The sequence below is a fragment of the Salinispora goodfellowii genome (assembly GCF_059570675.1).
This window is the reverse complement of record NZ_JCANTD010000002.1, coordinates 16,487-36,314: the sequence shown is the minus strand read 5'-3', so window position 1 is coordinate 36,314 and position 19,828 is coordinate 16,487. Positions and strand designations below refer to the sequence as shown.

Annotated in this window: 25 protein-coding genes and 2 pseudogenes; 10 read left to right on the top strand and 17 right to left on the bottom strand. The window is 69.5% G+C overall.

What is annotated here, in order from left to right:
- Window positions 1-5 precede the first annotated feature (5 nt).
- Window positions 6-2,195: a diguanylate cyclase gene (locus T398_RS02635; protein WP_496444908.1), complete on the bottom strand. Its 2,190-nt coding sequence runs from the start codon at window positions 2,193-2,195 to the stop codon at window positions 6-8.
- 124 nt (window positions 2,196-2,319) lie between these two features.
- Between T398_RS02635 and T398_RS02630 the strand changes: the two genes are divergently transcribed.
- Both T398_RS02630 and T398_RS02625 read left to right on the top strand, forming a co-directional pair.
- On the top strand, window positions 2,320-2,949 hold the full coding sequence (locus T398_RS02630; RefSeq protein WP_496444168.1) for a 5-formyltetrahydrofolate cyclo-ligase: 630 nt from the start codon (window positions 2,320-2,322) through the stop codon (window positions 2,947-2,949).
- Between the two features lie 93 nt (window positions 2,950-3,042).
- Window positions 3,043-3,204 (top strand): annotated as a pseudogene (locus tag T398_RS02625) (FmdB family zinc ribbon protein); the annotation flags it as partial.
- A 14-nt stretch (window positions 3,205-3,218) separates the two neighbouring features.
- On the opposite strand, the gene T398_RS02620 reads toward T398_RS02625, so the two are convergent.
- The 3 genes from T398_RS02620 to T398_RS02610 form a co-directional block, all read right to left on the bottom strand.
- Window positions 3,219-3,509, bottom strand: coding sequence for a hypothetical protein (locus tag T398_RS02620; RefSeq protein ID WP_496444906.1), 291 nt, complete (start codon window positions 3,507-3,509; stop codon window positions 3,219-3,221).
- Between the two features lie 114 nt (window positions 3,510-3,623).
- Window positions 3,624-4,577, bottom strand: a complete 954-nt coding sequence (locus T398_RS02615) for an endonuclease/exonuclease/phosphatase family protein (protein WP_496444166.1) — start codon at window positions 4,575-4,577, stop codon at window positions 3,624-3,626.
- A 362-nt stretch (window positions 4,578-4,939) separates the two neighbouring features.
- Complete coding sequence (locus T398_RS02610; RefSeq protein WP_496444164.1) at window positions 4,940-5,122, bottom strand: hypothetical protein; 183 nt, start codon at window positions 5,120-5,122, stop codon at window positions 4,940-4,942.
- Window positions 5,123-5,252: 130 nt separating this feature from the next.
- On the opposite strand from T398_RS02610, the gene T398_RS02605 reads away from it, so the two are divergent.
- The gene (locus T398_RS02605) at window positions 5,253-5,648 is read left to right on the top strand and encodes a hypothetical protein (RefSeq protein WP_496444162.1); all 396 of its coding nucleotides are present in this window, start codon (window positions 5,253-5,255) and stop codon (window positions 5,646-5,648) included.
- A gap of 3 nt (window positions 5,649-5,651) precedes the next feature.
- Here the strand turns inward: T398_RS02605 and T398_RS02600 are convergent, their stop codons facing one another.
- Window positions 5,652-6,134: a DUF2231 domain-containing protein gene (locus tag T398_RS02600; RefSeq protein ID WP_496444160.1), complete on the bottom strand. Its 483-nt coding sequence runs from the start codon at window positions 6,132-6,134 to the stop codon at window positions 5,652-5,654.
- A 165-nt stretch (window positions 6,135-6,299) separates the two neighbouring features.
- Between T398_RS02600 and T398_RS02595 the strand changes: the two genes are divergently transcribed.
- Complete coding sequence (locus tag T398_RS02595) at window positions 6,300-6,728, top strand: Fur family transcriptional regulator (protein ID WP_496444158.1); 429 nt, start codon at window positions 6,300-6,302, stop codon at window positions 6,726-6,728.
- A gap of 74 nt (window positions 6,729-6,802) precedes the next feature.
- Here T398_RS02595 and T398_RS02590 read toward each other — a convergent pair whose 3' ends face one another.
- From T398_RS02590 to T398_RS02555, 8 genes are all read right to left on the bottom strand, one after another.
- On the bottom strand, window positions 6,803-7,711 hold the full coding sequence (locus T398_RS02590) for a RecB family exonuclease (protein ID WP_496444156.1): 909 nt from the start codon (window positions 7,709-7,711) through the stop codon (window positions 6,803-6,805).
- 31 nt (window positions 7,712-7,742) lie between these two features.
- A complete protein-coding gene (locus T398_RS02585) occupies window positions 7,743-8,357 on the bottom strand; it encodes a MarC family protein (RefSeq protein ID WP_496444154.1) in 615 nt (204 codons plus the stop codon).
- An 82-nt stretch (window positions 8,358-8,439) separates the two neighbouring features.
- Window positions 8,440-9,315, bottom strand: a complete 876-nt coding sequence (locus tag T398_RS02580; RefSeq protein ID WP_496444152.1) for a PH domain-containing protein — start codon at window positions 9,313-9,315, stop codon at window positions 8,440-8,442.
- 6 nt (window positions 9,316-9,321) lie between these two features.
- Entirely contained in the window at window positions 9,322-9,480 is a 159-nt protein-coding gene (locus T398_RS02575) for a hypothetical protein (RefSeq protein ID WP_496444150.1), read from the bottom strand.
- Window positions 9,481-9,664: 184 nt separating this feature from the next.
- On the bottom strand, window positions 9,665-9,787 hold the full coding sequence (locus T398_RS02570; protein ID WP_496444904.1) for a DUF6758 family protein: 123 nt from the start codon (window positions 9,785-9,787) through the stop codon (window positions 9,665-9,667).
- 18 nt (window positions 9,788-9,805) lie between these two features.
- A complete protein-coding gene (locus T398_RS02565; protein ID WP_496444148.1) occupies window positions 9,806-10,426 on the bottom strand; it encodes a TrmH family RNA methyltransferase in 621 nt (206 codons plus the stop codon).
- 35 nt (window positions 10,427-10,461) lie between these two features.
- Window positions 10,462-10,977, bottom strand: coding sequence for a hypothetical protein (locus T398_RS02560; RefSeq protein ID WP_496444146.1), 516 nt, complete (start codon window positions 10,975-10,977; stop codon window positions 10,462-10,464).
- Between the two features lie 115 nt (window positions 10,978-11,092).
- On the bottom strand, window positions 11,093-11,608 hold the full coding sequence (locus T398_RS02555) for a MaoC family dehydratase (protein WP_018218446.1): 516 nt from the start codon (window positions 11,606-11,608) through the stop codon (window positions 11,093-11,095).
- A 556-nt stretch (window positions 11,609-12,164) separates the two neighbouring features.
- Here T398_RS02555 and trxA point away from each other — a divergent pair.
- From trxA to T398_RS02540, 3 genes and pseudogenes are all read left to right on the top strand, one after another.
- Window positions 12,165-12,527 (top strand): thioredoxin, encoded by a 363-nt coding sequence (gene trxA, locus T398_RS02550; RefSeq protein ID WP_018721305.1) that lies wholly within the window; start codon window positions 12,165-12,167, stop codon window positions 12,525-12,527.
- A gap of 109 nt (window positions 12,528-12,636) precedes the next feature.
- Window positions 12,637-12,999, top strand: a pseudogene (locus tag T398_RS02545) (radical SAM family protein); the annotation flags it as partial.
- A 175-nt stretch (window positions 13,000-13,174) separates the two neighbouring features.
- Window positions 13,175-13,582: a CoA-binding protein gene (locus tag T398_RS02540; protein WP_496444144.1), complete on the top strand. Its 408-nt coding sequence runs from the start codon at window positions 13,175-13,177 to the stop codon at window positions 13,580-13,582.
- Between the two features lie 7 nt (window positions 13,583-13,589).
- Here the strand turns inward: T398_RS02540 and T398_RS02535 are convergent, their stop codons facing one another.
- Window positions 13,590-14,786: an acyl-CoA dehydrogenase family protein gene (locus T398_RS02535; protein ID WP_496444142.1), complete on the bottom strand. Its 1,197-nt coding sequence runs from the start codon at window positions 14,784-14,786 to the stop codon at window positions 13,590-13,592.
- Between the two features lie 164 nt (window positions 14,787-14,950).
- Here T398_RS02535 and T398_RS02530 point away from each other — a divergent pair, with 164 nt between their 5' ends.
- A complete protein-coding gene (locus tag T398_RS02530) occupies window positions 14,951-15,448 on the top strand; it encodes a DUF4190 domain-containing protein (protein WP_496444140.1) in 498 nt (165 codons plus the stop codon).
- Between the two features lie 53 nt (window positions 15,449-15,501).
- Here the strand turns inward: T398_RS02530 and T398_RS02525 are convergent, their stop codons facing one another.
- Window positions 15,502-16,401 (bottom strand): SDR family NAD(P)-dependent oxidoreductase, encoded by a 900-nt coding sequence (locus T398_RS02525; RefSeq protein WP_496444138.1) that lies wholly within the window; start codon window positions 16,399-16,401, stop codon window positions 15,502-15,504.
- On the opposite strand from T398_RS02525, the gene T398_RS02520 reads away from it, so the two are divergent.
- A complete protein-coding gene (locus tag T398_RS02520; protein WP_496444136.1) occupies window positions 16,400-16,855 on the top strand; it encodes a DUF4190 domain-containing protein in 456 nt (151 codons plus the stop codon). The genes T398_RS02525 and T398_RS02520 overlap by 2 nt on opposite strands.
- 88 nt (window positions 16,856-16,943) lie before the next feature.
- On the opposite strand, the gene T398_RS02515 is transcribed toward T398_RS02520, so the two are convergent.
- Window positions 16,944-17,900 (bottom strand): HpcH/HpaI aldolase/citrate lyase family protein, encoded by a 957-nt coding sequence (locus tag T398_RS02515; RefSeq protein WP_496444134.1) that lies wholly within the window; start codon window positions 17,898-17,900, stop codon window positions 16,944-16,946.
- Window positions 17,901-18,052: 152 nt separating this feature from the next.
- On the opposite strand from T398_RS02515, the gene T398_RS02510 reads away from it, so the two are divergent.
- Complete coding sequence (locus tag T398_RS02510) at window positions 18,053-18,907, top strand: SDR family NAD(P)-dependent oxidoreductase (protein WP_496444132.1); 855 nt, start codon at window positions 18,053-18,055, stop codon at window positions 18,905-18,907.
- On the opposite strand, the gene T398_RS02505 is transcribed toward T398_RS02510, so the two are convergent.
- On the bottom strand, window positions 18,895-19,806 hold the full coding sequence (locus tag T398_RS02505) for a DMT family transporter (protein ID WP_496444130.1): 912 nt from the start codon (window positions 19,804-19,806) through the stop codon (window positions 18,895-18,897). The genes T398_RS02510 and T398_RS02505 overlap by 13 nt on opposite strands.
- Between the last annotated feature and the right edge of the window lie 22 nt (window positions 19,807-19,828).

The window sequence follows — 19,828 nt, the reverse complement described above, 5'->3', positions numbered from 1 at the left end:
CGAGACTATCGGCCGCGGCTCTGCCGTGGCCGGTGAGGACCGGAAGTCGCGCCGCGGGGAGTGACCGCTCCAGACCCCGGCGCCGCCTCGGTCTCCGACCCGTTCCCACCGGCACCGGGCTGCGCCGACGGCTCATCCCGCGCCCCGGCTCGGGGTGTCCCCTCGGCTGGGCCGGCCGGCGCCGGCAGCCCGGGCCCGGTCGCGGGCGCCTTCGCCGCTCCGGCGACCCGACAGGTGTCTCGGCCGCTGGCTTTCGCCGCGTACAGAGCTTCATCAGCGGCGTTGAGCACCTCCTGTCCGGTGCCACCGTGGTGGGGGTGGACAGCGACACCAATAGAGACGGTCACCGGCACCTGGGTCGGGGCAGCCAACCCGCCGACGGCGATCGGGGTGTCCCGTACCGCCGCACCGAGCCGCTCCGCGACGATGGTCGCACCCGTGGCGTCGGTCTCCGGTAGCAGCACCACGAACTCCTCTCCTCCCAGCCGGAAGGCGAGGTCGACCTCGCGGATCTCGCCGCGGATCCGCCGGGCGAACTCGACCAGCACCCCGTCCCCGGCAGCGTGTCCGTGGGTGTCGTTGACGTCTTTGAAGCGGTCCAGGTCGAGGGCGAGGACGCTGAGCATTCGGCCGAACCGGGTGGCCCGTTCCACCTCACGGCGGAGCGACTGGCGCAGGTAGCGGTAGTTCCAGAGACCGGTGAGCGGATCGGTCAGCGACAGCCGCTGGGTCTCCTCGTGCACCCGGACGTTGTCCACCGCCACCGCGGCGTGCCCGGCGAAGGTGCGCAGCGTGACCAGGTCGTCGTCGTCGAATTCCTCCCCGCCGAGCCGGTCGTAGAGGGCGAGCACGCCGAACGTCGCCGGCGCCGCACCGTCCGGCGGCCCACCCGCGTGGGGGGATGGGCCGCCATCCCATGGAGCACCATCAGCCTGCGGAGCCGCGAAGGGCACCGCAATGTACGTCCGGCAAGCGGGCTCCCCCGGCGGCGCCACCGGCGGCTCCACCCGGCCGCGGCGCGCCTCTCCGCTGACCGTAACCGCGCCCACCAGGTCGCCCAGCGGCACCCGGATCGGCCCCGGCCCACCGGCCGGCGCCTCGAGCCCTTCGGTGGCCTGCGCGACCAGCAGCCCCGCCGAATCGACGAGGAGTACCGCCCCCGCGCGGGCGCCCGTCGCCGCGATGGCGCTGTGCAGGATGACCCGCAGAATCCGCTGCAGGTCATGGGTACTGGCCAGGGTGTCCCCCAGCACCTCCAGGTGTCCCCGCAGCTGGTCCCGGCTGCTGGTCAGCGCGGCGACGTAGGTGCCGGTCTCCCGGGTCATCCGGTTGAACGCTCCGGCCAGCCGTCCGATCTCGTCCCGGCCGCGCACCGGTACCCGTGCGGTCAGATCGCCCCGGGCCACCCGGTCCACCGCCCCCGCCAGTTCGACCAGGGGTCGGCTGGTGGCCCGGGCCAGCCGTCCGGCGACAACGACCACCAACAGCACGGTCAACAGCACGGCGGCGGCCAGAGCGGCGTACAGACTGACGGGCTGCTCGCGCGGAACGGAGAGCACCAGCGACAGTGGCTGCCCGTCGGACGGACCGACCCGCCGCACGTACCGACCGTCGGTGCCCACCACCTGTTCACCGTCCCATCCACCGGTAGCGCCGAGCACCGCCTCGCGCACTCCCGCCGACTCGGTGGTGCGCTGGAACCGGCCAGCCGGGTGGTCCGCGCCGTCGAGCAGGGTGACCGCTGCCCCGGTGAGCACCGCTAGCCGCGCCACGAACGCAGGGTTGACCGGCTGCACCGCGGTGACCGCGCCCGGCGCGGCCCCGGTGGCGCCGCCCCGCAGTTCCACCCGAACGGCCAACGCACCGGGCGGAGCTTCGGCCGGGGTACGAGCCGCGCAGTCCCGCCAGGGCGCGGCGGGCAGCGGCGCGGTGGCATGAAGCACCTGCCCCGCACCATCGGTAACCCGCACGGCGGCGGCGAGACCCCGATCGACCACCTGCCCCACGGCGACCGCCCGATCGGCGGCGAGGGCCACCACCTCCGCGGCCGTCCGCAGCTGCTGGCAGAGCACGTTGACCGCGGTTCGGACGGCGGTCGTGGCTACCGCGAGCCGGTCGGCGGACCGGCTTCGATCGATGCTGTTCACCGCTGACCCCACGAGGTACGCCCCGACCAGCACCGGGCCGAGCACCACGGTGAGGAAGGCTGCGGTTAAGCGTGCCCGTAGTGTCACTCGGTCCCCCCGGGACTTCGCCGGCCGATGCCTGCGATGCTGACACAGAGTCACTCCCGGATGAGCCCTGCGTCAGGAGTGTTGCGTGCCAGATTTTTCTGATCGGGCGGAATTAACCCGCGATGCCAAGTTTGCGGCGCGAACCAGGCTGCTCGCCCACCGTCGGCGGCTCGGCGACGCCGAGCGGGCCGCCGCCACGCGGCAGGTCCAGGCCGGCCTGGTCGCCCTGGTGCGCCGGCTGCGCCCACGCCGGGTGACCGCGTACGTGCCGGTCGCCACCGAACCCGGGGGCCCGGATCTGCCGGCGGTACTGCACGCGGCGCTGCCGGAGGGCGCCGAACTGCTGCTGCCGGTGCTCCGGGCTGACCTCGACCTGGACTGGGCGCCGTGGACCGGGCCCGACGACCTGGCCGCCGCCGGGCGGGGGATGCGGGAGCCGACCGCGCCCTCGCTGGGCCGGGCCGCGGTCGTGACGGCCGACCTGATGGTGCTGCCGGCGCTGGCGGTGGACCGGCGGGGGGTGCGCCTGGGGCGGGGTGGCGGCTCGTACGACCGGGCGCTCGCCCGGGTCCCGGCGTCCACCCTGACCGTGGTGCCGCTGCACGATGGTGAGCTGGTGCACACCCTACCGATGGAGCCGCATGACCGGCCGGTCCACGCTGTGGTCACCCCGGCGGACGGCCTGCGTACGCTGGACGGTGCCGTGCCGCGGTGAACCCGCGGTGGTGTCGCGCACCACACGTCCGCTGGACGAATCCGGAGCGATGACGCACCATTGGCACTCGAATACGTTGAGTGCCAACCGACAGTGCCAGTTCCGGAGGAGAACGTGCCCACGTACCAGTACGCCTGCACCGCGTGCGGCCACCAGCTCGAAGCGGTGCAGTCCTTCACCGACGAGCCGCTGACCGAGTGCCCCACCTGCGCGGGGCGGTTGCGGAAACTGTTCAACTCGGTCGGCATCGTGTTCAAGGGGTCGGGGTTCTACCGCACCGACTCCCGCTCCGACTCGGGCTCGGGTGGCGCGGGCAGCAAGCCCGCCGCCGCGAGCAACGACTCCGGCTCGTCGAGCGACTCGACCTCGAAGGACTCGACCTCGAGCGGATCGACGTCGAACGGAGCGGCGTCGAACGGCTCCGCAGCGGGCGGCGCAACCTCCGCGAAGAGCACGGGCTCCTCGGCCAACTCCGGCGGCCAGAAGACCCCCGCCGCCAGCGGCACCAGCTGAGCGAGGGGCGGGGTCGCCCCGCCTCGCCCTGCCCCGGCCTCCGGCACGTCGATCACGGGCAGACCCGGTCGGGAAACGGTCCCTCAGCGGGACCGTCAACACGCAGGGGCTGCCCGTGATCGCTTGGGTTCAGCTCGGTGGCAGGGGGCGGACCGACCGGGTCAGAGGTTCACCTCGACCGTGGCCGTGCCGATCACGATCCGGTGGTCGGAACAGGGGCCGCCGCACACGGTGGAGATGGAGAGCGAGTCACCGTCGTACGACCCGGCAAGACGATTCTCTCGCACGAAGATGAAGTCAATTTTGCGGCCCAGCCCACACGGGCCTTCGTCGTTGTTGCCGAAGGTGGTCTCGCCGTACCCGACACAACGGGTGTCCGTGTCATCCAGCTCCCGATAGCTGCCATAGTTGGCGGAGTTGTGCTGAGTGTTCACACTGGACGAGTACCACTTGTTCAACCGCGCGTCGTTGGCCTCATTGTTGAGATCGCCAGCGAGAATGGCGGTCATCCCAAGCCCGTTGAAGGTCTCCATGAGGCCGTGCACCTCGTCCAGCTGCTGCTCATTGATATTCTTACCGTCGATAATCGCATTAGATGGCGTAATGTGCGTGGTGCAGAACACCATTTTCTGCATAGTCAACAATGGGGCACACAATAGCGTCCTGTCCTCGGATGACCCGTCCGAGGGCAGCGTGTAACGCAAGGCGGTGCCGAGTGGGGCCTTGCTGAAGATAGCGTTTCCCATGGCCCCACCCTTGCAGGAGGTGGAGTGGGACGTCTCAAACCGGGCGAAGTTGCTGTCGTCTTCCGGCCAGCCCAGGTCGCGCAGCCTTTGAATAACAGCCTGATACTGCCCCAGGCACACCTCGTTGAGGGCGGCGAAGTCCGCGGTCCGGTTAATGATCGAGTCGGTGATCGCCTTGATCAAACCGTTCGTTGTTGACGAGTCATTCATCGTCCAGCCGGCAATGTTCCAGACCCAGGTGTTATAGGTCCGCTCCGCTGTCGTGTTCGCGGTCGCGGTCGCGGTCGCGGTCGCGGTCGTGGTCGTGGCTACCGCCGCCGTGCCCGAACCGAGTATCAGCGCAAGTGGGACCAAGATGGCGGTGATCATTCTCCTGACAGACAACCTGTTCTCCCTCCAAAGCCGACAGTGGGGAGAACACTCGCATACGCCGTCAATTCACCACCAGGGCCGCACCAAATCCTTTAGCAACGCTTAATACAATCGATTCACATATTTAACATTGCTAGGCTTGACAATGGCGACCCCACCTGCATTGGGAGAAGATCAACAAGCCGGGAGCAACGGTCAGCCCCGGCTTCGCGACGACGGTTTGGGCAGGGTGCGGCGATGACCGAGCGGGCCAGCCACGGTGTGGAACGCGATCCCACCAGGGTGAGTCGTCCGGAGTCTCGGAAGCGGCCTCGCCCGACGGAGGTGATGGCTACGGCACCCGGATCAGGCCCACGTACTCAGTCCCAGTGCGGCGGGCGCTGCTCGAGCAACCACACGTCGTTACCGCCGGTGACTTCCCCCCACCCCTGGTCGGTGTCGTCAACGGCCCGCTCCGGCAGCATCGAGTAGCCGTCATCGCGCCGCTTGCTCGGCCGATCCTCGGCACGCACCCCGGATCTTCCCGGCTCCTGGTGGGTCACAAAGCTAACCCTAGCCCGGCCGGCCGAGGAGACAGCGCGGTCCCGATGCACCTCGACCACCGGACCGCGTTCCCGGGGTGCGCCTGAGGGTGTCTGCAGGGTGGGCTGGCCCTTGATAGCGTCAGCGGGCGTGACGACTCCCGGCAGCTCCGCGGACGACTACTGGCGACCCCCCGGCGTCGGTGCTCCGCCCGGCGAGACCGACCTGGCCGGCGCACCGCCCGGCGAGCCCGACCCGCCCGCCGAGTCCCACCCGGCCGGCGCACCGCCCGCCGAGCCCGCCCCGCAGCCGACAACTCCGCCCGGCGGATACACCGGCCCGCCGCCGACCATCCCGCCGCCGGCCGGCTGGCATCCGCCGCTACACGTCCAGCCGCCACCACCACGGCAGCTTCCCGGACAGGACCTGACGGCGCTGGACCGGGCCGAGCAGCGAGCGCAGCACCTGACCTGGACCGTCGGGGCGGTCGTCGTCGTGATCCTGTTGGCGCTCAGCTGTGCGTTCTGCGTCCGGCTGGTGCGCTGAGGGTCAGAGGGTGTTCCCCCAGACCGCCTCGGCGCCGGTGTGCCCGGTGAGCGAGACGTAGATGAGACTGACGACGGCGAACGCGACCACCACCACTGACAGCACGCGGATCACCCAGGGCGGCGATTTCGGCGCACGGGGGCGACCGCTGGTCACCACGAGCAGCACGATGGCGGCGACCGCCAACACCAGTACGTACCGGAAGGTCAGGGCACCGTACCGCGAGTGCTCAGCGATCTGGTCAACGATCGGCCCCTGTATTCCGCGGGCGGTGAAAAGATCGCTCAGCTCCTCGCCGGACTGCACCGCGACCCACGCGGTGGCCGGCGCCGTCACCGCCAGCAGGACGAGCGCCCAGTCGATCCGGGGCCGGAACCGCGGCAACGCGACATAGGCGATCGCCACCAGCGCGAGTAGCGGCACGAAAACGACCACAGCGTGCACCACAAGAACGTGGGCGGGCAGCCCCATGAACTCCTTAAACATGGACACCTCCGGGTGAGTGCCGGCACGGGACGGCCAGCCTACGGTCACCTGACCCACCCACCTACGTCCCGCGCCCGAGCTACACGCAGTCGTGATCCGCTCGGTTCACCCCGCCGGTCCGCCGCCCGGTTGTCGCTCTCGGTCGTCGCGTGCTGTCATTGGCGCATGCCCAGTAGTGCGGAGCTGCTCCGGTCGAAGGGTCTGCGGGTAACCCGTCCCCGCCTCACTGTCCTCGACGTGCTCGCCGCCGGGGGCCACCTGGAGGTGGACGAGATCGCTCGGCGGGTCCGAGAGCGTCTCACCTCGGTCTCCACCCAGGCGGTCTACGACGTGCTCGGCGCACTGTCCCGGGCCGGGCTGTCCCGCCGGATCGAGCCGGCCGGCAGCCCCGCCCGCTACGAGGCCCGCGTTGGCGACAATCACCACCACGTTGTCTGTCGGGGCTGCGGCGACATCGCCGACGTGGACTGCGCCGTCGGCGACGCCCCCTGCCTCGACCCGAACACCGCCCACGGTTTCGAGGTGGACGAGGCCGACGTGACCTTCTGGGGTCTCTGCCCCCGCTGCCAGGCCCGCCGCCGCGCCGAAGATTGACCGACCCGGCTCACGCCGTTGCGCCGGGGACGCAACGCGCCCCCGGTCCCGTGGGCGGTCTCGGGGCGTGACCGTCACGCGCTGTCGGTCACCCGCTCCACGGCGGTCCACGGATCCTTCCCCGGCGTCTGTGCACCGACCGGACAGTGCCGCCGGAAGTCACACCAGCCGCAACGCGGACCCGGGGCGGTGGGGAAGGCTTGGTCCGGGTCACCGCCGGCGGCGACCGAGCGCTCACCGGCAATGATGTCCCGGGCGGTCTCCTCAGCCCGGGACACCTGCCGCGCAAGCGACTCCGGGCTGTGCTCGTGCGCGGCGATGGTCCCGGTCGGCAGGTGGTGCAGCTCCACCCAGCGACACGGCTTGCGGAAGACCCGCTCCGCCGCGTACGCGTAGAGCGCCAGCGCCAGCGAGCCGCGGGCGTCGTCGGTGTCCAGCCCGGCCCGGCCGGTCTTGTAGTCCACGATGGCGAGCTCCGCCCCCGCCGGCCCGATCCGGGAGTCGATCCGGTCGGCGCGGCCATTGAACGCCAGCACCCCGGTTTTCACCGCGACCACCCGCTCCACCCCCAACGGTTCGGTCTCCGGGTCAAGCGTCGCCACGTATGCCTCAAGCCAACCCAGCGCTTTTCGGAACGCGGCTCGCTCCTGCTCGGGATCCCGGTAGCCGTCGCGCACCCAGGTGCCCTTGAGCAGCGTCGCCAGCGCCGCCGACCGCCGCCGGTCAACGGGGAGCGCATACCAGTTCTTCAACGCGGTGTGCAGGCTGGCCCCGAGTGAGTTGTGCGCCCAGGGCGGCCCCTTTTGCGGGGCGGGCCGGTCCAGGTAGGTGTAGCGGTAACGCCGTGGGCAATCCGCGTAGGCGCCGAGTTTGCTGGGGGTGCAGACGAAGAGCCGCTCCGGCATGCCCTCGAAACCGAGCTGTTCGGGCTCGGCGACGCGGGGTCGCGGCGGGTTGGTGGAAGGTCGGCCAGCTCGTCGCACACCGCGATCCTGCCATCCGCCCCCGACAGTGTCAGCCCGCGGTCGTGTACTGGGTGACGAAGGCGGCCACCGCATCGGCGATCAGCTGGACCGCGATCGCCGCCAGCAGCAGTCCGGCGATCCGGGTCAGCACCTCGATCCCACCCGGACGCAGGATCTTGACGATCCCGCCGGAGAAGCGCAGGACCACCCAGACGGCGAGCAACACGGCGACGATCGCGCCGGCGATCGCGGTTATGTCGGTCGCGCCATCGGCCTGCTGCATGAAGAGCATCGTGGCCACGATCGCGCCGGGACCGGCGAGCAGCGGGGTGCCCAGCGGCACCAGCGCGATGTTCGAGGTGGCCTGCTGGCTGGGGTCATCCGCTTTGCCGGTCAACAGTTCCAGGGCGACCAGTACGAGCAGCAGGCCACCGGCGGCCTGCAGTGCGGGCAGGTCCACGTGCAGGTAGTCGAGCAGGGTCGAGCCCGCCACCGCGAAGATCGCGATCACCCCGAGCGCCAGCGCCACCGCCTGCCAGGCCGCCCGATGCCGGTCCCGCGCGGACAACGGTCCGGTCAGCGCCAGAAAGATGGGCATCATGCCCGGCGGGTCAACGATCACGAGCAGGGTTACGAAGACCTCGCCGAAGAGCTTGATATCCACCGGATCAACCTAACGGCGCCGGCGCGGACGGCACGTCGCCTACCCCAGAAGGGACGCTGGTCACGCCGGCTCCGGTGTTGTCTCAGGCGCCGTCGTCGGCCTTCGCCTCGTCGGCTTCCTTGCCCAGCCGCGCCTCGACCGCCTGCGGCTCGTACATCTCCTCGACGACACGCAGGTAGAGCTCGTTCGGGTTGGGCAGGTTCTTGATCTCGCGCAGCGCCTGTTCCTGACCGGCGGACTCGAGGACGAAGGTGCCATAGTTGAGCGCTCGCCCGGCTGGGGTCTGCTCGTACTTCATGTCGGTAACCCGCACCAACGGCATCATCGCCACCCGGCGGGTAATGATGCCGTTGACCACCATCACCCGTTTGTTGGTCAGGATGAACCGGTCGTACCACCAGTCAGCGACCCGCCACGCCACCCAACCCATCACGGCAAACCAGGCCAGCACCGCGACGGTGGTCAGCCCACCGACATCCCGGCCGGCGAGGAAGCCGGAGAGGTACCCCAGCACGAAGGTGGCGACGACGCCGATGAGCAGCGGGGTGACGAGGTGAACCCAGTGCCGCTTCCACTCACCCCGGTACCGCTCGGTGGGGAAGAGGTAGCGGGCGACGAGTGAACTGGGCTCATCCTCCAGCGGCAGGACCCGGCGCGGCGCCATGCCGGCCGAGTCCGCCCGCAGGCCGGCGATCTCGTCCTCGGAGATCTGCGGCGGCTGGTAGTCGCCCTCGGGGTCCGGAATCCAGGTCCGCCCCGACCGGCTGTCGTCGGCGAAACCGGGCCCCTCGCCCAGCCTCGCCTCATCGAACGGGCCAGGACCCGGGAACGGGGGTGGATCGGATCCATAGCCGGATCCGTCCTCTGGTTCGATCCGGGGGATCGATTCCGTGTCGCGCTCCCGGCGCTCCCGGTCGGGATCGTCGGGGTCGAAGGGGGGACCGGAGGGGCTGCCCATCGTCGACTAGCCGACGATGTTGGTGACGAACTCGCCAAACCCCTGGGCGATGTCCACGAGACCGCCGCCAAGCGACTTGAAGACGTCCGCCGCGGAGTTTGGCCGGTAGGCCACGAAAAAGATCAGGAATGCGATACCGGCCCAGGTGAGGACCTTCTTGACCATGACGGGCCATCCTCTCGCGCGGGCGCCGGGTCCGATTACCGCAGCGACACTCAGAGTATCAGCGTGATGCCGTACAGTTATTTGACTGTGTCCGTTCTCCGACATTCCGGGGGACATGTCAAGCCCACCGGACTCCGGAGCGGGTGCACCGTGCCTGAGCCCAAGGCGCGTCAACCTCGAAAGGTCACGCCGAACGACCCACGAGCAACGACCCCGCACTCGTCGGCCAGGTTATCGCATGCAGCCACGATCCCCGAGCTTCGCCGGCCGACGCGCTTCGATCAATCGATGATCGCACACCACACAGTGGAGGGCTGGCACCGCCTCAGGCCGCTGGCCCGCCGTAGGACCGGATCCAGGCGTGCATGGCGATGCCACTGGCCACGCCGGCGTTGATCGAACGGGTCGAGCCGTACTGGGCAATCGAGAAGAGCTGGTCACAGGCGGCCCGAGCAGGTTCGGACAGACCCGGGCCCTCCTGACCGAAGAGCAGCACGCACCGCCGGGGCAGCGCGGCCGTCTCCAGCGGTTGACAACCCGGCAGGTTGTCGATGCCCACCACCGAGAGCCCGGCACCCGTCGCCCAGGCGACGAAGCCCTCGATCGTCTCGTGGTGCCGCACATGTTGGTAGCGGTCGGTCACCATCGCGCCGCGTCGATTCCATCGGCGGCGGCCGACAATATGGACCTCGGCGGCGAGGAACGCGTTGGCGTTGCGGACCACGGTGCCGATATTCAGATCGTGCTGCCAGTTCTCGATCGCCACGTGAAAGTCGTGCCGCCGCTGGTCCAGGTCCGCGACGACCGCCTCCTGTCGCCAGTAGCGGTACCGGTCAACGACGTTGCGTCGGTCACCGTGCGCCAGCAGGTCTGGGTCGTAGCGCGGGTCGTCCGGCGGGGTGCCCTGCCACGGACCCACCCCCACCTCAAACTGCTCACCGGTCACGGGTCCTAGAGGGTACGGCCAGTCGGACGTGCCACTCAGCCCAGCCCCAGGGCATCCCCGAGCCGATCGAGGAACCGCCGGTCGCTGCGGGCGACCGGCCCGCCCCGGCTCGGCTCGGCTCGGCAGACCCGGGCGGCGACCGACTGCACCCACTGTCGGTAGGCGGCCGAGTCAGCTGGATCGGCTCGCCGCTCAAGCAGCCGGGCCGCCGCGCGGGCGACGGCGAGCAGTTCGGCGTCGTCGGCGAGCCGCCCCCTCGGCGCGCTCGCCGAACCGTCGTGCCGGGCGTAGATCGTGGCCACCACAGCGCGAACCAGATCGCTGTCGAAGGACCGACCCGCGGCGACGGCGTCGAGGCCGGCCAGCCCAGCGGCGACCCCCCGCACCGGTGCTTGGGTGGCGGTAACGGCGACGGTCCAGCTGGGCAGGCTGGAGAGCAGGTCCCACTCCGCGCTGGAGTAGGGAGCAGCGGTCGGCGGTATGGCGTGGCGGCCAGGGACGGACGGCTCGCCGGCGACGGAGTGGCTCATGGGAACCTCCGGCGCCAGCATAAGCCCCGATTACCGAGAAAAGGCCAACAAAACGAGGAGTACCGGATAAATCTGTAATAGTGCGAAGGGCGGGCCACGCCGGAGGCCTTCCGGAGCCTCCGGCGTGGCAACGCCGTCAGCGCGGCGTGGGGAAACTCGGTCGCTCCAGATCCACCCCGTCGGCGGCCGCGGCCTCGGCGTACGCCTTCTTCGGCACCATGACCTTGCGCCGGAACACACAGACCAGCGTGCCGTCCTGGTTGTAGCCACGGGTCTCGACGGCGACCACGCCGCGGTCCGGCTTCGAGGAGGACTCCCGCTTGTCCAGGACAGTGGTCTCGCCATAGATCGTGTCGCCGTGGAACGTCGGGGCGACGTGGCGCAGGGATTCGATCTCCAGGTTCGCGATCGCCTTGCCGCTGACGTCGGGCACCGACATGCCGAGCAGCAGGGAGTAGACGTAGTTACCGACCACGACGTTGCGCTTGAACTGGCTTGCGGTCTCGGCGTAGTGCGCGTCCAGGTGGAGCGGGTGATGGTTCATCGTGAGCAGGCAGAAGAGATGATCGTCGTACTCCGTGACCGTCTTGCCCGGCCAGTGCCGGTAGACCGCGTCAACCTCGAAATCCTCGTAGTAGCGGCCGAACTGCATCCTGATCCCCCTTCGACGGGCGGTGATGAGTTCGGCACAGCATGCCTTACCGATCGTAAAGGTGGGCCGGGGGACGACGGTGGTCGGGAAAAGTCACACCAGTGCCGCCTGAGGCCGGACGCAATGAGCGGCGGGGCCCTCCCCGGCACCCGCCGCCCACGCTCTGATGCGACAGATTCTGCCGCACCGAAGCCACATTCCAACAGAGACGGGGGTCACAGTTTCCTTTTTGTTACATCACTCAGCGCAATCCAGACCCCCGCCGCAAGTGATCACCGTGGATCCAATAGCTCCTTGTCATGACTAAAGTTACCGACCCGTAGGCGCAACGTCATCAATCTCCCTGAGAGCGCTCCCACTACCGATGGTTACGCAAATGCGACATGCACTTGCGTATTGCAGCACCCAGCTCGCCAACGAGATACATCGATACTTTTGGCCACCCCCGTAACCGACCCGCGACGGCGGCGTTTCGGCCATCAGGGTCCCGGGAATTCCCTGCGGCGCGCCCTGGTTCGACCAGAGGTAGCTGTTCCACGCGATCGGAGAGATTGAGATGGCAACCGTTGAGCTGACCACGGCGAACTTCGACGAGTTGACCGGCGGCGACGGAATCGTGCTGGTCGACTTCTGGGCCGACTGGTGTGGCCCCTGCAAGCGGTTCGCCCCGGTGTACGAGCGCTCCTCGGAGAAGCACCCGGACATCGTCTTCGGCAAGGTCGACACCGAGGCGCAGCAGGAGCTGGGTGCAAAATTCGACATCCGCTCCATCCCAACGATCATGGCGATCCGCGACGGGGTCATCGTCTTCGCCCAACCCGGCGCGCTACCCGAGTCGGCCCTCGAGAACCTGATCGAGCAGGTCGAGGCGCTGGACATGGACGACGTCCGCAAGAAGCTCGCCGAGCACCCCCACTGACCCGCCTCGGGCGGGCACGCCCCCCACGCACAACACTTGCCCGCCCGTTCGTACCTGTGTTCGAATATCAGCCATGCGCTAGGACAACCTCGCCGCCGATCCGAGCACGATCGGCCTCGACGGGTCAGCGCCAGCGACGCCACCCCTGCCGCTGGCGCTGACCGGCGCCACCGCCCGCAGCTTCCCCACGCCCGACTTCGCCGGCATGACCTTCTGTGAGATCCAGGCAAAGTCGATCACCAACCGAGTCCCGAGCGCCTCCCGGGTCCCCTTCGAGTGGACCATCAACCCATATCGGGGTTGCAGCCACGCGTGCGGGTACTGCTTCGCCCGCAACACGCACACCTACCTCGGCCTCGACGCCGGTGCCGACGTCGACCGCAGAGTGATCGTCAAGACCAATGCCGGCGAGTTGCTCCGCCGAGAACTGGCAGCACCCAGCTGGCGGGGCGGGCAGATCGCGATGGGCACCCCGCGGCCCCCCGACCGGCCGCACGCCGAGCAGCTCAGCCTGCTCTAGCCGCCCCACCGGATCCCCCGGCCTTCCGCCCCCGCCGGATACCGCGGCCCAGCACTGCCGGCAGCACCTCGCGGGCGCACCCCTGCTCCCGGCGGCCCGCCACGATCAGCGGCGTTAGAGTCGATGGATGCGCACGCCCCAGCAGCTCCTCGCCGACGCCGCCGTGATCGCTGTTGTTGGCGCGTCCCGGGATCCGCGAAAGCCCGCGCACACCGTGCCGCTACAGCTGCAACAGCACGGCTGGCGGATCATCCCGGTCAACCCGACCGTGGACGAGTTGTTCGGCGAGCGCGCCCACCCGTCCCTCGCCGACATCCCGCACCCGGTCGACCTGGTGAACGTGTTCCGCCCGGCCGCCGACGCGGTGGAGGTCGTCCGCTCGGCCGTCGCGATCGGCGCACCGGCGGTCTGGCTGCAACTCGGCATCGTCTCCCCAACGGCCCGACGGATCGCCGCCGACGCCGGCATCGACTACGTCGAGGACCGTTGCCTCGCCGTCGAACGCGCCGCCGCCGGCCTGAGCCGCCGGGGCTGACCATGCCTCAGAGCCGGTACTCCTTGAGCAGACCACGAGAGATGATGGTCTTCTGGATCTCCGAGGTGCCCTCCCCGATGAGCAGGAACGGGGCCTCCCGCATCAGGCGCTCGATCTCGTACTCCTTGGAGTAGCCGTAGCCACCGTGGATACGGAACGCCTCCTGGACCACCTCCGCGCAGTACTCGGAGGCGAGTAGCTTGGCCATGCCGGCCTCGACATCGTTGCGCTGTCCGGCGTCCTTGAGCCGGGCGGCGTTGACCATCAACGCGTGTGCGGCCTCGATCTTCGTCCCCATCTCGGCCAGCTTGAACGCGATGGCCTGGTGGGTGGCGAGCGGCTGGCCGAAGGTACGGCGCTGCTGCGCGTACGCGGCGGCCAGCTCGAAGGCGCGGATCGAGATGCCGCAGGCCCGGGCCGCCACGTTCACCCGGCCCACCTCGATCCCGTCCATCATCTGGTAGAAACCGCGACCGACCTGTTCCGCTCCACCGAGCACCGCGGACTCGGGGACGGTCACGCCGTCGAGAACCATCTCGGTGGTCTCGACCCCCTTGTAGCCCATCTTGTCGATCTTGCCGGGGATGGTGAGGCCCGGAGCGGTCTCACCAAAGCCCGGCTCCTTCTCCAGCAGGAAGGTGCTCATGTTCCCGTACACCGAATCGGCGCCGGTGTCGGTCTTGACCAAGGTGGCGACCACCGACGCGTACGCCCCGTTGGTCAGCCACATCTTCTGGCCGTTGAGGACGTAGTCCGCGCCGTCCCGGACCGCTCGCGAGGTGATCGCCGAGACGTCGGAGCCGCACTCCGGCTCGGACATCGAGAAGGCCCCACGTACCTCGCCGGTCGCCATCTTCGGCAGCAACCGGGCCCGCTGGTCGACCGAGCCGTGCTGAGAGATCAGGTACGCCACGATGAAGTGGGTGTTAACGATGCCGGAGATCGACATCCAGCCACGGGACAGCTCCTCCACCACCAACGCGTAGGTCAGCAGCGACTCGCCCAGCCCGCCGTACTCCTCACCGATGGTCAGGCCGAACAGCCCCATCTCACGCATCCCGTCCAGGATGTCGGCCGGGTACTCGTCGGCGTGCTCCAACCGCTGCGCGTGCGGGATGATCTCCTTGTTCGCGAACTCCCGGACGGTTTCCAGAATCGACTGTTGCACGTCGGTCAGGCCGGGTGTCTGGGCGAGTCGCGCCATATCCGCCTCCGGGTCGTTGTGCTACTCGGGGGTAACCAAATGCTCGGCCAGTATCGGCGGCGCGGGCGGTGCCGCCAAGGCGACCGGTCCCCCCAACCGCTGTGAAAAGTTTCACCAGCCGGGGTAGCGTCCGGCCATAGGGACCTCGGCAGGAGGAGAAAACCGTGAGCCAGCCATCGTCGCCCGATCCACCGGATCCCGACCGGCCCGCGTCCCCCTGGGAACAGCCCACCGCCGGCCCGGAGCCGCCCCCCTCGCACCGAGCAGACCCGAACCAGCCGGAGCACGGTGCGGCGCAGGGCGGCCCGCCCCAGTGGGGACAGCAGCAGTGGGAACAACAGCAACAATGGGAACAACAGCAACAACCGTGGGCGCAACAGCCACAATGGGGGCAGCAGCACCAGCTCTATGGTCCGCCCAGAAGCTCGGCGACGAACGTCCTGGCCATCCTCTGCCTGGTCTTCGCCTTCGTCTTCGCACCCGCTGGCATCGTCCTCGGCCACCTGGCCCGCCGGCAGCTGCGCACCAGCGGCGAGTCCGGTGGCCAACTCGCCACCGCGGGCCTGATCCTCAGCTACATCTTCACCGCGCTCGGCCTGTTGGCCTGCTGCGGCTGGGCGGTCCTGGCCGCCATCGGCGGCAACGAGAGCGGCACGTACTGAATCGAAACGCCCAGGCCCGGGGGCGTGGCGACCGGGGTGGTGAGCGCCCTGGGTCAGCGGAACTGCGCCTCGCGCACGCTGTTGCCGCCGTCCACGACCAGCATCTGACCGGTGATGTAGGAGGCAGCCGGCGAGCAGAGGAACGCGATGGACGCCGCCACCTCGTCCGGCGTGCCCGGCCGACCCACCGGCGTGCCCAGTCCTTGTTTGAGTTCGGCCATCGTTGATGCGGCGGTGTGGATGGTCCCCGGGGCCACCGCGTTGACGGTCACCCCGTCCGCAATCATCTCCATCGCCAACGCCCGGGTCAGCCCGACGACTCCCGCCTTGGCCGCCGCGTAGGCGGCCTCCGTTGGCAAGGCGTTGACCGGGCCGGCAGTCGCCGCCAGGCTCACGATCCGGCCCCAACCCCGCTCGGCCATCCCGCCGATGAACGCCCGGCTACACAGGAAGGCCGTGGTCAGGTTGCGATCGATCTCACCGCGCCACTCCTCGTAGCTGAGCTGGGCGACCGGCCGCAGCACCTCCGGGCTCGCCCGACTCGCCAAGCCCGCGTTGTTGACCAACACCTCCACGTCACCGAGTTGCTCGGTGACCGCATCCGCCAACGCACCGACCTCCGACTCATCGGTAAGGTCAGCCACGAATCCGGTGACCCCCAGCTCGCCGGCCCGCTCGTGGATGCGGCGAGTGGTGGAGACGATGGCGACCCGCGCGCCCAGGTCGGCGAGGCGACGCGCGGTCGCGTACCCGATCCCGTCCGGGCTGCCGGCTCCGGTCACCAACGCCACCCGCCCGTCCAGCCGCATGGTGACCGGCTCCGGCAGGGGTACCTGCTCGTCCTGCCCGCCGGGCCCGGCCCCGCTGCCGCCCGTCGCCCGGCTACGGCGGGCCACACCGCGACGACTCGCGTCTCGTTTCGGTCGGCTCCCGGCACTCGCGTCAATCGCCATGTCAGAATCCTGCCCGTTTGCCCCGGCCCGAGCAACGCGGCGCGGTGGCAATGTCCCGAACTTCATTCGGCTGACTACGCTGGCGGCTCACCATTACCCAAACGGAGAGCAGAACTACCCGGGCGCCTACCCGCCGGCCAGCTACCCACCGAACGTCAACCCGCCGGGCGCGTACCCGGGCTACGGCTGCCCCCGGCCGCAGCCGAACAGTCTGGCCGTCGCCGCCCTGGTGTTGTCGCTGTTCGGGCTGACGTCCTGCATCACCGCGCCGGTCTGGGCGATCCTCGGCCACGTCGCGCAGAAGCAGATCCGGGAAACCGGCGAGAGCGGCGAGGGCCTGGCGAAGGCCGCGATCATCGTCGGCTGGATCCTCACCGGCCTGGCAACACTCCTGATCGTCTTCTCCGTGGTGGTGCTCGTCCCTGTCGCCACCGAACCCGCGAGCACCGGCTGAGCCCACCCAGCCGCAACGGGCCGCCCCCGAGAAACCGGGGCCAAGCCCGGCGGGCCGGAAGCGGCTGACCGCCCCGACCGCCGGCCGGCTACTGCGCGGGCGGGGTGAAGGAAGAGGTACGAGCCATCCCGGCCGCTCGGCCCTTCGCCGCGACGACCAACGCCATCTTGCGCGACGCCTCGTCAATCATCTCCTCGCCGAGCATCACCGCACCGAGCTTCCCGCCAGCCTCGGAGGTGTAGTGCTGGTAGGCGTCGAGGATCAGCTCGGCGTGGTCGTAGTCGTCCTGAGCTGGCGAGTAGACCTCGTTTGCGGCCTCCAACTGGCCCGGGTGCAGCACCCACTTGCCGTCGAAGCCGAGCGCGGCCGAGCGCTTGGCCACGTCGCGGAACCCATCAACATCCCGGATCTGCAGGAACGGGCCGTCGATCGCCTGCTTGTCATGCATCCGGGCGGCCATCAGGATGCGCATCAGAATGTAGTGGTAGGGATCGCCCGGGTAGTCCGGGATCAGCGCCCCGACCGCCAGCGACTTCATATTGATCGATGCCATGAAGTCGGCGGGGCCGAAGACGATGGTCTCCACCCGAGGCGACGCCGCGGCGATCGCATCAACGTTCACCAGGCCGGCCGCGTTCTCGATCTGCGCCTCGATACCGATCCGCCCGACCTGGAGGCCGAGGGTCTTCTCCACCTGGGTGAGGGTGAGGTCCAGCCACTGCACCTGGCCGGCGTCCTGCACCTTCGGCAGCATGACGCAGTCCAGGTTGGCGCCGGCGCCCTCGACCACATCGATGACGTCCCGGTAGGTCCATGGGGTGGTCAGATCGTTCACCCGGACCACCCGGGTCTTGCCGGTCCAGTCGCCCTCGTTGAGGGCGGCGATGATGTTCTTCCGCGCGTCCGGCTTCGCGAGCGGCGCGACCGCGTCCTCCAGATCGAGGAAGACCTGGTCGGCGGGGAGGCCCTGCGCCTTCCCCAGCATCTTGACGCTGGAACCCGGTACCGCGAGGCAGGACCGACGGGGGCGACCGACAGCGGTCATGTAAGCGCTCCTTCCAGCGTCCGGCGACAGGCCGGCGCCACCTCAACCATGCAGACGTATCTGGACTTGGCGATCCAAGCAGGCGGCTTGACGATGCCAAAGTAATGGGGACGTCACGGTAACCTCGGGCCGTGACTGGGGTGAACGAACCTGTGGAAGATCTCACTGGGCGTCGACTGGTGGTGGTGACCGGAGCCAGCTCCGGCATCGGCCTCGCCGCCGCCGTTGACCTGGCCTGCCGCGGCGACCAGGTGGTACTCGTCGGGCGCGACTCGGCCCGCCTCCACGCCGCCGCCGAGCAGCTCCGGGAGGCTGCTGGCGAACTGCCGGAGGTGTTCCGCGCGGATTTCGCCCGCCTCGACGATGTCCGTGCCCTGGCCGAGCGGCTGCGCGCCGCGTACGACCGGATCGACGTGCTGGCCAACAACGCTGGGGGGATCGTGCTCGCGCCGACCACCACCGTTGACGGCTACGAGCTGTCGATTCAGACCAACCATCTCGCACCGTTCCTGTTGACCAACCTCCTGCGGGATCGACTCGGCCGGGTCGTGGTGACCGCGTCCGGCGCCCACCGCAGCGGGTCACTCAACCCGAACGATCTCAACCAGCCGCTGCGCCGGTACCGCGCGATGAACGCCTACGGCACCAGCAAACAGGCGAATATCCTGTTCACCACGGAGGCGGCCCGCCGCTGGCCGGACCTGCCGACGTACTGCTTCCACCCGGGCGTGGTGCGGACCCGGTTCGGCGGTGACAGCCGGCTGATCACCTTCGCCATGCGGCTGATGCCGGCCCGCCGTGCGGAAAAGGGGGCCGAGACCCTGATCTGGCTCGCCAACCAGGCTCCGGAACGGCTCCACAGCGGCGGGTACTACCAGGATCTACGGCTCCGCCAACCAGCACAGAGGGCAACTAATCCGGAATCGGCTACTCAGCTCTGGGAAACCAGCGCGAAGGCCGTCGACATCGACGGGAGCCAGGGATCCGGGGAGGGTCAGGCGCGATGACCCCGCGCACTGCTGTGGATCACCACCGCGACGCCCACCAGCAGCAACGCCAGGCCCGGCAACGCCAACGGCTGTGGCAGCTGGCCCAGCCAGACCCAGCCGATCAGCGCCGCACCCGGCGCCTCCAACAAAATCAGCAGACTGACCGTGGTGGCCGAGACCCGGCGCAGCGCGTAGGTGAACATCGAATGACCGAGCAGCTGGGCACCAGCCACCAGGGCCAGCACCGCGAGCCAGGTACGGGTGTCGAAGCCGGATAGCCGCACCCCACCAATCCAACAGACCGCAAGCAGGACCAGAGCGCAGACGCCATAGCAGACGGTGGTGTACGTGGTGGTACTCACCGTTCGACGGGCCTGCTCCCCCAAGGCCGTGTAGACCGCGGCGAACATTCCGCCGAGAATTGCGAGCAGATCACCGAGGAAGGCCGGCCCGGAGAGCGCGAAGTCGGCTCCGGTGGCCAATGCCGCGCCAGCGACCGCCACGCCGACGCCGATCCACACCGCCCTCGGCAGTCGCCGCCCCTGGGCCTGCGCGATCAGCCCCTGCCAGACGGGTTGGGTGGCGACCAGCGCGGTGGCCGCCGCCACCGTGGTGAGCTTGGCGCTCGGCATCCAGGTGGCGAAGTGCGCGGCGAGCGCGAAACCGGAGAAGACACAGAGCCGGCCGGCGCGTCGTCCGGCCGGAGCGGCCAACGCCCGCAGCTCGGCCCGCCGAAGGAGCAGAGTGGCCGGACCGAGCACCGCGGTCGAGAGCAGGTTGCGCCAGAAGGCGACCGCCAGGGCCGGGGCGGCGGCGAAGGCCACCAGCGGCGCGGAGGACGACACGGCGAGCACGGCGAGGACGAGCGCGCCGCCGGTCAACGGCTCCGACGGCAGCCGGTACGGCAGGGCGGACACAAAGAGCAATAGTCCCACGTAT